The organism is Paraburkholderia sediminicola (assembly GCF_902859805.1).
GTDB lineage: Bacteria > Pseudomonadota > Gammaproteobacteria > Burkholderiales > Burkholderiaceae > Paraburkholderia > Paraburkholderia sediminicola.
Genome location: NZ_CADIKC010000011.1, coordinates 77,998 through 92,894, shown reverse-complemented (window position 1 = coordinate 92,894; position 14,897 = coordinate 77,998). Strand labels below are relative to the sequence as shown.

Genomic DNA, 14,897 nt, shown 5'->3' with positions numbered 1-14,897 from the left:
CCGCGCAATGCGGCCCGCTCGTACAGGGTTGTTACGCTCAGAAGAAACCGAGCGGCTTATCGCTATAACTGACGAGCAGGTTCTTGGTCTGCTGATAGTGATCGAGCATCATCTTGTGATTTTCGCGGCCGATGCCCGATTGCTTGTAGCCACCAAACGCAGCATGTGCCGGATACGCGTGATAGCAATTGGTCCACACGCGGCCCGCCTGGATCTGCCGGCCGAAGCGATAGGCGCGCGTACCGTCACGTGTCCATACACCGGCGCCCAGACCGTAGAGCGTATCATTGGCGATCTCGAGCGCTTCATCTTCGTTCTTGAACGTCGTCACGGAAACGACCGGCCCGAAGATTTCTTCCTGGAAGATGCGCATCTTATTGTGGCCGCGGAATACCGTCGGCTTCACGTAGTAGCCCTTGCTCAGTTCGCCGTCGAGCGAATTGCGCTCACCGCCGATGAGACATTCCGCACCTTCCTGTTTGCCGAGATCGACATACGAAAGGATTTTTTCCAGCTGTTCCTGCGAGGCTTGCGCGCCGATCATCGTTTTCGTGTCGAGCGGATGGCCTTGCGTGATCGCAGCCACACGCTTCAACGCGCGCTCCATAAAGCGGTCGTAAATCTTTTCATCGATCAGCACACGCGACGGACACGTACACACTTCGCCCTGATTCAACGCGAACATCGTGAAGCCTTCGAGCGCCTTGTCGAAATAGCTGTCGTCCGCGTTCATCACGTCGGCGAAGAAAATGTTCGGGCTCTTGCCGCCGAGTTCGAGCGTCACCGGAATGATGTTCTGGCTCGCGTACTGCATGATCAGGCGGCCGGTCGTCGTCTCGCCCGTGAATGCGATCTTCGCGATGCGCTTGCTCGATGCGAGCGGCTTGCCGGCTTCGAGGCCGAACCCGTTCACCACGTTCAGCACGCCCGGCGGCAACAGATCGTGGATCAGTTCGAGCAGCACGAGAATCGACGCAGGCGTTTGCTCGGCCGGTTTCAGCACGATGCAATTGCCGGCAGCCAAGGCAGGCGCGAGCTTCCACACCGCCATCAGGATCGGGAAATTCCACGGAATGATCTGGCCGACCACGCCGAGCGGTTCATGGAAGTGATACGCGACAGTGTCGTCGTCGATCTGGGAGAGCGAGCCTTCCTGCGCACGCACAGCGCCGGCGAAATAGCGGAAATGATCGATGGCTAGCGGGATATCCGCGGCCATCGTTTCGCGTAGCGGCTTGCCGTTGTCGATCGTTTCAGCCACGGCGATGCGCTGCAGATTTGCTTCCATCCGATCGGCGATACGGTTCAGGATGTTCGCGCGTTCGGTGGTCGACGTCTTGCCCCACGCTGCCTTCGCACGATGTGCGGCGTCGAGCGCGAGTTCGATATCGGCTTCGCGTGAACGCGGGATCGACGTGAACGGCTCACCGGTGATCGGCGATACGTTGTCGAAGTACTCGCCACCCACTGGTTTCACCCATTCGCCGCCGATAAAATTTCCATACTGCTTTTTGTACGGGAATTCGGTGGTCAGAAACTGCATCTCTGCGTGATTCATCTGTGTGCTCCTCACATGTTTGAATGGGCTATATTCGGCGCGATATTTCGCTAGCCGCGACAGACTAGAGCCAGAACTGTGCCAATGCACCGCGCTGGTGAGCTGTGCACGCGCAGCAGGCACGCCCGCAGGCATGGCGCGCAGACGTGTTCATCTTGTCAAACGATGAGCGTCTCGTTTCTGATCAGTGTGCGCAGCCCTGTTCATGAATTGAACAGGCCGTGAGCATGTGCGGCCGCGGTCAAAGCACTGTAAGGAGCGAATCCGTTCGGCATGGGAATTGCCTTCCAGATTTCCTCAATACTTCGATTCCGTAGATCCGGTATGACGATTGAACTCCGAACCGACAGCCTGACAGCACCGAGGCAGCAGCCAAATTTTTGCGTGCAGACCTGCGTCGCCTACGATGCCGACGAGCAGGCGCGCAACCTCCATGGCTGGAGCCAGACCTACGACCAGCTGACCGCGGGCCGCTTCGTCGGCGGTTTGACGGAGTTGTGCCTCGAGCATATGCAGGTGTTCGTCGAAACCACCAGCCACACGCTGCGGCAGACCTGCGAGGTGCAGGAGGACGCCTACTGGTTCGGCATTCCGACTTGCCCCGCGGGATCCGGTCGTATCGACGCGCAGGTGATCGCGGGCGATGCGCTCGCATTTCGTCCGGGCGGCATCGAATTCGAATTGCTGACCTCGGCGGGCTACGAGATTTTCGGCGTGGTGGTGAAGGGTGAAGTGCTGCGCCGCTACGCGGCCGAAGTGGAGCGCGTCGGTCTGGCCGATCATCTGCCGAACACGGAAGTCGTGTCGATCGGCATGGCGCGCAAGGAGCGCTTGTGCGCATCGCTGCGCCAGCTTCTCGACGACGGCGCGGCGAACGGCGCACCGTTATCTTCGTTCGCACGCAACAATTTGCAGGCCTCGGTGCTGGCGTCGCTATTCGATGTGGGTGCGTTGCCTGCCGAGGAGCAGGTTGCAATGCCCGCACGTGGGCGCCGTCAGTCGATCGTGGCTGAAGCGCGCGAGTATGTTCTGGCCAATCGCGAGCGCGCGATCAACGTGCCGGAGTTGTGCGAGCGCCTGCATGTGAGCCGACGCACGCTGCAATACTGCTTTCAGGATGTGCTGGGTATGGCGCCCGCTACGTATCTGCGCACGATCCGCCTGAATGGCGCGCGGCGCGATCTGTGCACAGCGTCGCACGCATCGCGTTCAGTCCAGGATGTTGCCGCGGCATGGGGCTTCTGGCATTTGAGCCAGTTTGCAACCGACTACCGGAGGCTGTTCGGCATGCGGCCTTCCGATACGTTGAAGGCCGGGATCAATAGTAGCGCACACACAAATGGCTATTCATTTGCGCATTAAGTACGCGACGGCATTGACGCAATAGCCAGTCGCTTTCCGTACGCGCGATTAACAAAACCTTAAGTTTCCCATTCACATGCCGATATTAACGGTGTGCGAAGTGGTATCGAGCGGGTTCTGAATCAGATAAAAAAAGAAAAGTCTTTGATTAATAAAGACAATTCGCCTCTGATGAAATTCGATTAATCCGCCATGCATAAAGACGAGCAGACTCGAATGCGGCCGCCTGGAGCGCGCGCATCGAAGTCCGCCGGGGCCAACATAACAAAGCAAATCGGGGAACATGAAGAAACGTACCTTAAGCGCCATGACGCTCGTCATGGCGATGACCGGTTGCGCGACGGTATCCGATCAACCGGCCAAGGTTGAAGCGCCGCAACCGCGTGTCCAGCAGGCCGCCGCGCAACAGGCGCAAGCCGCGCCCGCGCTGAAAACCTTCAAGCGCAAGATCGCGATCGGCCGCTTCTCCAACGAGACGCGCTATGGCCGCACCTTCGTCACCGATTCGAGTCTCGACCCGCTCGGCAAACAGGCGAGCGATATCCTGGCGGCGCGTCTGGTCGAGTCGAAGCAGTTCATGGTGTTCGAGCGTCCGGACCTGACCAAGATCGCCGCCGAGCAGGGTTTGAACAAGGACGGCAAGATGATCGGCGTCGACACGCTGATCCTCGGATCGATCACCGAGTTCGGCCGCGGTACGACCGGCAAGGCGGGTTTCCTCAGCTCGACCAAGGTGCAGACGGCGCACGCGAAAGTCGAATTGCGTCTCGTCGACGTGAAGACGGGTTACGTGTTCTTCTCCGCGCAGGGCAGCGGCGACGCGAGCACGGAGTCGGGTGAGATTGCCGGCTTCGGCAGCCGCGCCGACTACGACGGCACGCTCAACGACAAAGCCATCTCCGCTGCGATCTCCGATGTGATCGGCGCGATGATGACCAAACTCAACGAGCGCCAATGGCGCACCGACATTCTCAAGGTCGACGGCAGCACGGTGTTCATTACCGGCGGCCCGCGCCAGGGCATCCAGCCGGGCGCCACGTTGCGCGTGTACAAGCCGGGCGAATCGGTGCAAAGCGGACAGACCGGCTTCCAGATCGCGTTGCCGGCCACGCCGGTGGCGACCTTGCGCGTGCTCAGCTCGTTCGGCGACAACGAAACCAATGAAGGCTCGGTCGCGCAGGTCACGAGCGGCACGCTCGCTGCGAAGAGCGCGGCCACCTACTACGTCGCGGAGTAAGCCATGCTCACAAGCCAAATGAAGCGCCGTTTCGGCGCGCTGGGAATGTCGTGCGCGCTCGCCGCGACGCTGTTGGGCGGCTGCGCGATGCCGGCATCGAAAGTGGAAACCGGCGGCACGCGGCCTACGCTCGCGCTGATCGGTGCGCCCGCTGACGCAACGCTCGTGATCGACGGTACGGTGATCGGCCAGGCGTCACTGTACGACGGCGTGCACCGTGTGTTGACCGTCGAAGAAGGCGCCCACACGGTCGAAGTGAAAAGCAATGAAGGTGTTGTGCTGAGCAAGAAGGTCTTCGCGTCGTCCGGAGAGACGATCAAGGTCGATGTGGCAAATGGTATGAACGGGGAAAAACAACCATGATGAAAGCTTGGGTAAAGGGCGGCTGCGCGGCCGCATTGGTGGCGTTGGCGAGCGGCTGCGTGCAACAGCCGGTGGCGAAGTACAACTGGGGTGACTACGAGTCGGCGATGTACAGCTACTACCAGACGCCGGCTGACAGCCACGCGTTTGCGGAGAAGCTGCTGGCCGCAATTCAGGCTTCCGAATCGGCGAACAAGAAAGTGCCGCCGGGGATGTACGCCGAATATGGCGAACTGCTGTTCGAAGCCGGCGACAACGCCAACGCAGCCACGTACTTCGAAAAAGAAAAAGCGACCTGGCCGGAGTCGTCGGTGTTGATGACGAACATGATCCGCCTCGCGTCCACTAACCCGACCAAAAAACCATGATGCGCATTCATTCCTTGTTTCGCACGGCCTTTGCCGCCGTGATTGTGGCCGCACTGGCCGCCTGCGCGCCGGTCAAGACCGCGCAAAGACACGCCGACTACACCGCGTTCCGCGCTCAGGCGCCGCATTCGATCCTGGTGGTGCCGGTGGTGAACGAAAGCGTCGACGTGAACGCGCCGGACTTCTTCCTGTCGACCATTTCGCGTCCGATCGCCGAGCGTGGCTACTACGTGTTCCCGGTCAATCTGACCAAGAAGGTCATGGCTGACGACGGTCTGTCCGACGCGAACATGGTTCACTCGAACGATCCGACCGTACTCGGCAAGATGTTCGGCGCCGATGCGATCATGTACATCCGCATCAAGCATTGGGAGTCGAAATACGTGGTGCTGAAAACCACCACGACAGTCGAGCTCGACTATTCGCTGAAGAGCGGCACCACGGGCGAAGAGTTGTGGAAGAACCATGAGGTGCTGAACTATTCGCCGCAGGTGAATTCGAACGGCGGCTTGATCGGCGTATTGATTTCGGCGGCGGTTGCGGCGGCCATCGAAAAGGCGAAGCCGGACTACATTCCGCTCGCCCGTCAGGCGAATTTCAGCGCGGTGGGCGTGTACGGCACGGGTTTGCCGGCGGGCCCCTACGACAAGGCCTATGGCACGGATACAGCGGCATTCTGATGCGCTGACGTGAGGTGATAGAAAAGGGCGACCCACGGGTCGCCCTTTTTTTCACTCGTCGTTGGTTTGCGAATGCGTGTTGAATGTGTGTTACTTGCGCAACAGCCGCAAACCATTCGCCACGACCAGCAGGCTCGCGCCCACATCGGCGAACACGGCCATCCACATTGTGCCCAGGCCGATCATCGTCAGCACGAGGAAGACGCTCTTGATGCCGAGCGCCAGCGTGATGTTCTGCACCAGCACCGCGTGCGTCGCCTTCGACAAACGGATGAATTGCGGAATCTTGCGCAGATCGTCGTCCATCAAGGCGACGTCGGCGGTTTCGATCGCGGTGTCGGTGCCCATCGCGCCCATCGCAAAGCCGATGTCGGCGCGCGCTAGTGCCGGGGCGTCGTTGATGCCGTCGCCGACCATGCCCACCGTCGCGCCTTCCTGCGACCACTGCGCCACTGCGTTCAGCTTGTCTTCCGGCAACTGATTGCCGCGTGCTTCGTCGATACCGACCTGCTGTGCGATCGCAGCGGCCGTGTGCGGGTTGTCGCCGGTGAGCATGGCGGCTCGCACGCCGAGGCGCTGCAACTCGGCAATGGCGGCGCGGCTCGTGTCCTTCACCGTATCGGCGACCGCGAACAGCGCGAGCACGCGTTCGGCATCCACCAGCATCACGACGGTTTTGCCTTGTCCTTCGAGCGCATCCAGCCGCGCTTCGAGCGACGCCGAGCAGCGGCCGAGCTCTTCGACCAGCCTATGATTGCCGAGCCAATACGGCAAGCCGTCGATGTCGCCGCGTACACCGCGTCCGGCCAATGCCTCGAACGCCTCGACCGTGGCGCTGGCGCTAACGATGCCGTCGTTTTTCGCCGCTGTTGCGATCGCCATGGACACCGGATGATCCGATCGGCCGGCAAGGCTCGCCGCGAGCGTCCTGCAACGAACGACGTCGACGTCGGCCAACATTTCGAACTCGGTTTGGACCGGCTTGCCGTGCGTGATCGTGCCGGTTTTGTCGAGCGCGAGCCGGCTCAGCTTGCGGCCCTGTTCGAGATAGGCGCCGCCTTTGATCAGGATGCCTTTGCGCGCGGCAGCAGCAAGGCCGCTGACGATCGTCACGGGCGTTGAGATCACCAGTGCGCACGGACAGGCGATCACCAGCATCACCAGCGCCTTGTAGACCCATTCGTGCCACTGTCCGCCGAACAGCAGCGGTGGCAGCACCGCCACGGCGAGTGCGGCGGCGAACACGATCGGCGTGTAGACGCGCGCGAACTGATCGACGAAACGCTGCGTCGGTGCTTTGGTGCCTTGTGCTTCTTCGACTGCGTGGATGATGCGCGCGAGCGTCGTATTGCTGGCCGCGGCCGTGACGCGATAGTCGAACGAGCCGGCCTGGTTGATCGTGCCGGCGAACACCGCGTCGCCCACGGTTTTGTCGACCGGCAGACTTTCACCGGTGATCGGCGCCTGATCGACGCTCGAGCGGCCCGCGACGATTTCGCCATCGAGCGCGATTCGCTCACCTGGCTTCACACGTACCACGGCGCCGAGCGCGATCGCCTTGAGGTCCATCAGACGCCAGTTGCCGTCCGCCTGCTGCACGCTCGCCTGTTCGGGCGTGAGCTGCATCAGGCCCTGGATAGCATTGCGGGCGCGGTCGAGCGACTTCGCTTCGATCAGTTCGGCGATCGTGAAGAGCACCATCACCATCGCAGCTTCCGGCCACTGCTGCAGGATCAGCGCGCCGGTTACGGCAATGCTCATCAGCGCGTTGATGTTGAGGTTGCCGTTGCGGATCGCGACCCAGCCCTTCTTGTACGTTGTGAGGCCGCAGGAGGCGATGGCGAGGAGCGCCAGACCCGCTGCCAGCCAGACGGGAGCGCCAAGCCAGCTGGCGGCCTCTGAGCCCACCGCAGCGATGCCTGCGAGCGCCAGCGGCCACCACGGCTTGGACGGCGCGTGAGGGGCGGCGGCTGCCGTGTCCGGGTTCGCGTCTGCCAGTTCAGGCGTGAAGTCGAGCGAACGGATCGCGGCGAGGATCGTTTCGAGGGCGTCCGGCGCGTGCACGACGGTCAATACGCGCTGCATCAGGTTGAAGTCCATGCTGCGCACGGACGGCATGCGGCTGAATTTCTTGCGGATCAGCGCTTCTTCGGTCGGGCAGTCCATCTGCATGATGCGGATGGCGGTGCGCAGATCGCTGCCGACGGCTTCCGATTGCGGGAGCTTGACCGGCGCGGCTGCGGCGTGCGCCGTTCCGCAGCAGGCTGCATCGGCATGGCTGTGGGCGTGATCGTGGTCGTGGTCGTGAGCGTGGTCGTTCGCTGCGTCGCCGTGGCTGCAGCTTTCACCGTGAACGTGAGGGTGCGCTGCGTGGTCATGGTCATGCGCTTCGTGGTTATGACCACATGATTCGCTACGGCCATGCCCATCGACATTTTCATCCGCATGCCCGTGGACATGCCCGTCATGCCCGTGGGCACAGGCTTTGGCCCGTTCTGGGCGGTCCGTTTCGGCGAGGTTGGCGTGAGGCATGGGTGGCTTCCTGGTTCGATTTGTGGTCTAGTAAACACCTTGAAGCCACTACAAGGTCAAGGCCGCATTCCGGAGGGACCATGAAAATTGGCGAACTGGCGAAAATCGCCCACTGCACGACCGAAACCATCCGTTTCTACGAAAAAGAGGGCCTGTTGCCCGAAGCGGAGCGTACCGAGGCCAATTACCGCAGCTATTCGGCCCGACACGTCGAACGACTGCGCTTCATCCGCAACTGCCGCGCGCTCGACATGACCCACGACGAAATCCGTGCGTTGCTGCGCCTGACAGACGCACCGGCGGATGGCTGCGGCGGCATCAATACGCTGATCGACGAGCACATTGCACACGTCGACACGCGTATCGACGAACTGAAGCAACTGAAAGCGCAACTGACCACGCTGCGCGAGCAATGCCACGGCGAGCAGGCCGTTGAAGACTGCGGCATCGTCCAGGGTCTCACCGAAATGGACGTGAGCGCCACGCGCGCGCGGCATACGCATCTGGGTTGAAGCGCTCTGCCCATGCGGCCTGCGCCACCGACCACGGCAGTGACCGCATTCCCGGCTGGGCCACTTATCCGGTCCACCCAATAAACAATCGAATCCAGTTGGAGAATCAACGTGTTTACCTGTAGAAACCAGCCCTGCGGCGAGCAGTGGGAAATGTCGGACGTCGTCATCAAAAATGAAGGGCAGGGGCTCCTGTTCCGTTGCCCGATGTGCGGCGCGCGCAATTACGTCGAGCGTTTCGACGGGGAAGATGGCTCGGTGCTGTACGAGCAGATCGAAGGCCGTCCCGCCACCGGCCCCATGGCCGAGTAGTCCTGAGCCTTCAGTCTCATCCGCCTCTTCAGTCGATAGCGAGCCCTCACCCTATGAACACTCCCACTCAAGCCGGCGCGCCGTTTAGCCAGCTACCGCTACCGCCCGCCACACTCGCCAATCTGACGCAACTCGGCTATGTCGAGATGACGCCGATTCAGGCTGCGAGCCTGCCGATCGCGTTGGCGGGTAACGATCTGATCGCCCAGGCGAAAACCGGCAGCGGCAAGACCGCGGCGTTTTCGCTGGCGCTGCTCAATCGCCTCGACGTGCGCAACTTCGCCGTGCAGGCGATGGTACTGTGCCCGACGCGCGAACTCGCTGACCAGGTCACGCAGGAAATTCGCCGTCTCGCGCGCGCCGAAGAAAACATCAAGGTGCTGACGCTGTGCGGCGGCACGCCGATGCGTCCGCAAACGGCCAGCCTCGAACACGGTGCGCATATCGTGGTCGGCACGCCCGGCCGGATCATGGATCACCTCGAGCGTGGCAGCCTGCCGTTGCAGTCGCTCAACACGCTGGTGCTCGACGAAGCGGACCGCATGCTCGACATGGGTTTCTTCGACGATATCGCGACCGTTGTGAAGCAATGTCCGAAAGAGCGGCAAACGCTGCTGTTCTCCGCGACGTACCCCGAAGGTATCGTCAAACTCAGCCAGCAATTCCTGCGTAATCCGAAGGAAGTGAAGCTCGCCGAGCGCCACGACAACACCAAGATTCGTCAGCGCTTCTATGAAGTGACCGAAGATCAGCGTCTGCATGCCGTCGGTCTGCTGCTGAACCACTATCGTCCGGTGAGCACGCTGGCGTTCTGCAACACCAAGCAGCAGTGCCGCGATCTGCTCGACGTGCTGCGCGCGCAGGGTTTTCATGCGCTCGCGTTGCACGGCGAACTCGATCAGCGTGAGCGCGATCAGGTGCTGATCCAGTTCGCAAACCGCAGTTGCTCGGTGCTGGTTGCGACGGACGTTGCCTCCCGCGGTCTCGACATCGCAGAGTTGGAAGCGGTGATCAACGTCGACGTGACACCGGACCCGGAAGTGCATGTGCACCGCATCGGCCGCACGGGTCGCGCGGATCAGGAAGGCTGGGCGCTCAGTCTCGCCAGCATGAACGAGATGGGTCGCGTGGGCAGTCTCGAACAGGCGCAAAAGCGTGAGGTTGAGTGGCACAAGCTGGCCGATCTCAAGCCGGCGAGCAACGAGCGTCTGCTGCCGCCGATGGAAACGCTGCAGATTCTCGGCGGCCGCAAGGAAAAGATCCGTCCGGGCGACGTGCTCGGCGCGCTCACTGGCGAAGCAGGTTTCGCCGGTTCGCAGATCGGCAAGATCAACGTGACCGAAATGTCCACCTACGTGGCCGTGGAGCGCAGCGTCGCCCGTGAGGCATTGCGCAAGCTCAGCGGGGGCAAGGTGAAGGGCAAGAAGGTCAAAGTCCGCATGATGGACGACGCCTGATCGTCGATTAGTTTGCTTTTGACGGCTGCGACCGCCTGGTCGCAGCCGGATTGGTCTGCAACACCGCCCCGCATCACATTACGTCATACCTCTGCTGTTTTCCGTGCGCCCCGCGCGACTGCTTTTCTCCCGCTAAACCCCCGATTTCATTGCCTTAGCCTGCTCCAGCGCGGCATTGCGCAAGCCATGACGTAAACGCATGCCGCGCATGACAAAGTTTCGATTGTGACGGTTCTTTGGCTGATGCCTAATCATCGAACCGGATGGGACCGCCGCGCAGTGGGCAGTCCGCGAATCCGCTGCCGGATGGAGAAAGGGAGAAAGCCTTATGCAGAGCGCCATGCAAGCCCGCTCGAAATTGCCTGATGTAGGCACGACGATTTTTACCGTGATCGGTCAACTGGCCGCGCAACACGACGCGCTGAACCTGTCGCAAGGTGCGCCGAATTTTGCGCCCGACGCGAAACTGATCGACGGTGTCGCGCAAGCCATGCGCGCCGGTCATAACCAGTACGCGCCGATGGCCGGCATCGCCGCCCTGCGCGAAGCGCTCGCCGACAAGGTCGAGACGCTGTACGGCGTGCGCTACGACCCGTCGAGCGAAGTCACCGTGATCGCCAGCGCCAGCGAAGGGCTGTATTCGACGATCAGCGCGTTGGTGCATCCGGGCGATGAAGTGATTTACTTCGAGCCGTCATTCGATAGCTACGGCCCGATCGTTCGCCTGCAAGGCGCAACGCCGATCGCGATCAAACTGTCGCTGACCGATTTCCGTGTGGACTGGGACGAGGTCGCCGCCGCGATCACGCCGAAGACGCGCATGATCATCATCAACACGCCGCACAACCCGACCGCGACCGTGTTCAGCGAGGCCGACATTGCGCGTCTGAAGGCCGTGACGCGCAACACCGACATCGTGATTCTTGCCGACGAAGTCTACGAACACGTGGTGTTCGACGGCGCCAAACATCAAAGCATGGCCTGCGATTCTGAACTCGCTGAACGCAGCGTGATCGTGTCGTCGTTCGGCAAGTCGTATCACGTGACCGGTTGGCGCGTCGGCTACTGCCTCGCGCCCGCCGCGCTGATGGACGAGATTCGCAAAGTCCATCAGTTCATGGTGTTTTCCGCGGATACACCGATGCAGTACGCGTTTGTCGATGCGCTGGCCAATCGCGAGAGCTATCTCGGTCTGTCCGCGTTCTATCAGAAGAAGCGCGATCTGCTCGCCCATGCGCTGCGCGAGTCGCGCTTCGAGTTGTTGCCGAGCGAAGGCAGCTTCTTTATGCTCGCGCGTTTCCGTGGTTTTTCCGAGGAAAGCGATAGTGACTTCGTGCTGCGCCTGATTCGCGATGCGCGTGTCGCGACGATTCCGCTGTCGGCGTTTTATACCGACGGCACGGATTCCGGCTTGATCCGCCTGAGCTTCTCGAAGGACGACGCGACCTTGATCGAAGGCGCGCGACGTTTGTGCGAAATCTGATCTGATTTACCGCTTGTGTGAGGTTGTCGAAGCGGGCGCATGAACCGGCAGCATTTTTGACCACAGTATGATCGTCGCGCGATCACGTCGTTACGCATCAGCGCGCAGCATGCTGCGTTACAACAATATCGGAGGAAAAGGGACCCGTTATGAAATTGCTCAAGCCTCTATTGGCGCTGGCCTGCGCATTCGCGTCGATTGCTGCATCGTCCGCCGCGATCGCCGCTGACACCTCGACGCTGCGTTTCGGACTCGAGGCGCAGTATCCGCCGTTCGAATCGAAAGGGCCGAACGGTGACTTGCAAGGTCTCGATATCGACGTCGGCAATGCCGTGTGCGTCGCGGCGCATATGACATGCAAATGGGTCGAAACCTCGTTCGACGGCTTGATTCCCGCGCTGCAAGGGCGCAAGTTCGACGCGATCAATTCAGCGATGAACGCCACCGAACAGCGCCGTCAGGCGATCGATTTCACGACGGTCGTGTATCGCGTGCCGACGCAACTGATCGCAAAGCGTGACAGCGGTTTACTGCCGACGCCGGAATCGTTGAAGGGCAAACGCGTCGGCGTGTTGCAGGCGTCGATTCAGGAAACCTTCGCGAAGGCGCATTGGGAACCGCAGGGTGTCACCGTCGTGCCGTATCAGGATCAGAACCAGGTCTATACGGATCTTCTGGCGGGCCGACTCGATGCGACGCTCGTTCTAGCGCCGGCTGGCCAGACGGGATTTCTGTCGAAGCCTACCGGCAAGGACTACGCGTTCGTCGGGCAGCCGGTGCGCGATGACAAGATTCTCGGCAGCGGCATCGCCTACGGGATTCGCAAGGGCGACACCGCGTTGCGTGACCAGCTGAACGCGGCGATCGCGAAGGTTCAGGCCGACGGCACGGTGAAGACACTGGCGGCGAAGTATCTCGGCAATATCGACATCACGCCGAAGTAACTTATTGGCCGTATTGCTGACCGTGCGCGGCGGGTGCCGCATTGTGATCGACGCCGCGAAATTCGTTTTCGGCGTCGATCATGCGACGCTTGAGCATCGGCACGTTGTTCACTACGCGCAAGCTGGTGCGCATGGCGCTCAACGCCATTCTTCCAACTACCGGCCGATGCAGCGCGCCGCGCGCATCGAACTGCTTGCGCGATTCCGCGACCGCGTGAAAACCGTAGCGGCGCATCTCCTCTTCGTAACCTGCTACGGCGTCATGACCCGACAGCTTGCCCTGCTGCGCGTCGGCGAGACGCGCGGTGAGTAGCGCTGCATCGCGCAGCGCGGTGTTCGCACCGACGCCGCGGCCCGGCGTCATCAGATGCACTGCGTCACCCAGGACCGTGACGTTGGTAGTCGGCCATGCGTCGACAGGCACCGACGTGCGCACGTCGACGCTGAAAGTGGTGGAAGGATCCGATGCGCGAATCAGGGCGCGCAGATTGGGATGCCAGCCATCGGTGATCTGCGTTGCGAGCGCGAGTAACGCCGCTGGTCCGAGCGATTTGGGATCGGCCGGCAGGTTGTGCAGTGCGCCCCAGACACCCCACATCAGATAGTCGCGCGTGTTGTCGTAGAGCAATCCGGGCCAGCCCGAGAGCAACTCGGCGTCGTTGCTGCCGATGCCTTCCTTCATTCCGCCGCCGTCCGCGCGCCACGGAAATTCCATCACATGGATGATGCCGCCGTAGCCTTTCGGCGCGTTGATTAGCGTAATGCCGTCAAGCACTTTGGGCGGCAGCAGCGCGCGCGATGTTTCGTCCATCGGCACCTTCGCGCCGATGCTGACGATGCCGGTGTTTTCAAGCTTTGCATGCGGCAGAAGTTGGCGGCGCACTTTCGAACGCGCGCCGTCCGCACCGACCAGCAGATCGGCGCTCACGTGCGTGCCATCCGCGAAATGCGCGGTGACGCTGCCGTCGTCGTTCTGCTCGTACGACGTGAAGGTCTTGTCGAAGTGCACTTGCGCTTCGAGACCTGTCAGCAGGACTTGCCTGAGCGTCATCCGACTGACCGATTTACCGCCGCTCATCGATTCGTCTTCAAGCGGTACCGTGAGCAATTCGGCCATGCGCTCGGTCAGGATGTTGAAGTGGCCGGGTGTACGCGCACAGGTCGCGAGAAAGGTCGCATAGAGTTCGGGCGGAAGACATGCTTCCAGCGACGCGAGTCCGTGCGGATTGATCCCGACGCGATAGCCCTGCAAACCGTCCGCGCGCGTGCGGTCGCGTTCATAGACTTTCACGGTGATGCCGGCGCGCTTCAAGCCGTGCGCCAGACAGAGGCCGCCCGTGCCGGCCCCGATCACGATCACCTCCATGGGTTCACGACTCATGACTTCGGCTCCTTCTTTGCGGCAGGTTGGGCAAGCCGGTACTTGTATTCACCGGCCGGCAGTATGAAACGTTGAGCAATTTCGTCGAGCCATTCCTGGCTCCAGGTCAGCGTGCCGGCCTTCAGATCGGCCACCACGCTGCGGACCCACTCCAGTTCGACAACCAGTTGCGCGCGCACCAGTTCACCTTCCAGCAGGAACAACCGCGGCACCTGCACCTCGGTGGCTTGTGCGGTGGTTTCATCGAGCCGGGCCAATTCCCGTTCGAGTGCGCCGACGCGGGTATCGAGCTGACGGCACACGTCGTCAGGCGAGAGCAACGGCAGGAACGAGAGCGCGGCCGGAAAGGCCGGAAAATCGCGCGCGGGTTGCGCAAGCTGCTCGCGTAGCCACAGACGGCCGGTGTCGCGGCCGGCTTCGGTGATTTCGTAGACCGTGCGTTCGGGGAACGCGCCGTCGCGCTCAGTCTCGCGGATGGCGATCAGGTCGCCGCGCACCAGGCGATCGATGGTTTGGTACAGGCTGTTGCGCTGGCCGACGTTGATGACCTCGTCCTTGCCGCGTGCCTTGATGAGCTGCTGCATCCGGTACGGATGCATCGGCGCTTCAGTCAGCATGGCGAGAACGGCGAGGGCGAGCGGAGAGTGGCGGACCATAGTTAAAGGGGTTGCAGGCTAGTCTTTGTTGATCTAGTCATAATATAACTAT

General features: G+C 61.6%; 14 protein-coding genes. 10 read left to right on the top strand and 4 right to left on the bottom strand.

Annotated features, from left to right (window positions below):
- Nucleotides 1-37 precede the first annotated feature (37 nt).
- Nucleotides 38-1,558, bottom strand: a complete 1,521-nt coding sequence (gene adh / locus R8871_RS30555) for an aldehyde dehydrogenase (protein ID WP_175053800.1) — start codon at nt 1,556-1,558, stop codon at nt 38-40.
- Between the two features lie 324 nt (nt 1,559-1,882).
- On the opposite strand from adh, the gene R8871_RS30550 reads away from it, so the two are divergent.
- From R8871_RS30550 to R8871_RS30530, 5 genes are all read left to right on the top strand, one after another.
- The gene (locus tag R8871_RS30550) at nt 1,883-2,920 is read left to right on the top strand and encodes a helix-turn-helix domain-containing protein (RefSeq protein ID WP_175053799.1); all 1,038 of its coding nucleotides are present in this window, start codon (nt 1,883-1,885) and stop codon (nt 2,918-2,920) included.
- 283 nt (nt 2,921-3,203) lie between these two features.
- Nucleotides 3,204-4,157 (top strand): CsgG/HfaB family protein, encoded by a 954-nt coding sequence (locus tag R8871_RS30545; protein WP_175053798.1) that lies wholly within the window; start codon nt 3,204-3,206, stop codon nt 4,155-4,157.
- A gap of 3 nt (nt 4,158-4,160) precedes the next feature.
- Nucleotides 4,161-4,520 (top strand): hypothetical protein, encoded by a 360-nt coding sequence (locus tag R8871_RS30540; protein ID WP_175053797.1) that lies wholly within the window; start codon nt 4,161-4,163, stop codon nt 4,518-4,520.
- Nucleotides 4,517-4,888 carry a DUF4810 domain-containing protein gene (locus tag R8871_RS30535; protein WP_175053796.1) on the top strand — a complete coding sequence of 124 codons (372 nt, stop codon included), beginning with the start codon at nt 4,517-4,519 and terminating at the stop codon, nt 4,886-4,888. The genes R8871_RS30540 and R8871_RS30535 overlap by 4 nt, the downstream gene beginning before the upstream one ends.
- Nucleotides 4,885-5,568 carry a DUF799 domain-containing protein gene (locus R8871_RS30530; RefSeq protein WP_175053795.1) on the top strand — a complete coding sequence of 228 codons (684 nt, stop codon included), beginning with the start codon at nt 4,885-4,887 and terminating at the stop codon, nt 5,566-5,568. Before R8871_RS30535 ends, R8871_RS30530 begins: the two co-directional genes overlap by 4 nt.
- Before the next feature lie 90 nt (nt 5,569-5,658).
- Here the strand turns inward: R8871_RS30530 and R8871_RS30525 are convergent, their stop codons facing one another.
- Nucleotides 5,659-8,100, bottom strand: a complete 2,442-nt coding sequence (locus R8871_RS30525) for a heavy metal translocating P-type ATPase (RefSeq protein ID WP_246287864.1) — start codon at nt 8,098-8,100, stop codon at nt 5,659-5,661.
- Between the two features lie 80 nt (nt 8,101-8,180).
- Here R8871_RS30525 and cadR point away from each other — a divergent pair, with 80 nt between their 5' ends.
- The 5 genes from cadR to R8871_RS30500 all read left to right on the top strand — a co-directional run bounded on the left by cadR (nt 8,181) and on the right by R8871_RS30500 (nt 12,808).
- A complete protein-coding gene (gene cadR, locus R8871_RS30520; RefSeq protein WP_054037094.1) occupies nt 8,181-8,612 on the top strand; it encodes a Cd(II)/Pb(II)-responsive transcriptional regulator in 432 nt (143 codons plus the stop codon).
- A 111-nt stretch (nt 8,613-8,723) separates the two neighbouring features.
- Entirely contained in the window at nt 8,724-8,924 is a 201-nt protein-coding gene (locus R8871_RS30515) for a hypothetical protein (protein ID WP_028197690.1), read from the top strand.
- A 53-nt stretch (nt 8,925-8,977) separates the two neighbouring features.
- Nucleotides 8,978-10,381 carry an ATP-dependent RNA helicase DbpA gene (gene dbpA / locus R8871_RS30510; protein WP_093634610.1) on the top strand — a complete coding sequence of 468 codons (1,404 nt, stop codon included), beginning with the start codon at nt 8,978-8,980 and terminating at the stop codon, nt 10,379-10,381.
- 328 nt (nt 10,382-10,709) lie between these two features.
- Nucleotides 10,710-11,864 carry a pyridoxal phosphate-dependent aminotransferase gene (locus tag R8871_RS30505; RefSeq protein ID WP_175053794.1) on the top strand — a complete coding sequence of 385 codons (1,155 nt, stop codon included), beginning with the start codon at nt 10,710-10,712 and terminating at the stop codon, nt 11,862-11,864.
- A 149-nt stretch (nt 11,865-12,013) separates the two neighbouring features.
- Nucleotides 12,014-12,808 (top strand): ABC transporter substrate-binding protein, encoded by a 795-nt coding sequence (locus R8871_RS30500; RefSeq protein ID WP_175053793.1) that lies wholly within the window; start codon nt 12,014-12,016, stop codon nt 12,806-12,808.
- 1 nt (nt 12,809) lies between these two features.
- Here the strand turns inward: R8871_RS30500 and R8871_RS30495 are convergent, their stop codons facing one another.
- Both R8871_RS30495 and R8871_RS30490 read right to left on the bottom strand, forming a co-directional pair.
- The gene (locus R8871_RS30495) at nt 12,810-14,189 is read right to left on the bottom strand and encodes an FAD-dependent oxidoreductase (protein WP_175053792.1); all 1,380 of its coding nucleotides are present in this window, start codon (nt 14,187-14,189) and stop codon (nt 12,810-12,812) included.
- Nucleotides 14,186-14,845 carry a PadR family transcriptional regulator gene (locus R8871_RS30490; protein WP_175053791.1) on the bottom strand — a complete coding sequence of 220 codons (660 nt, stop codon included), beginning with the start codon at nt 14,843-14,845 and terminating at the stop codon, nt 14,186-14,188. The genes R8871_RS30495 and R8871_RS30490 overlap by 4 nt, the downstream gene beginning before the upstream one ends.
- Nucleotides 14,846-14,897 lie beyond the last annotated feature (52 nt).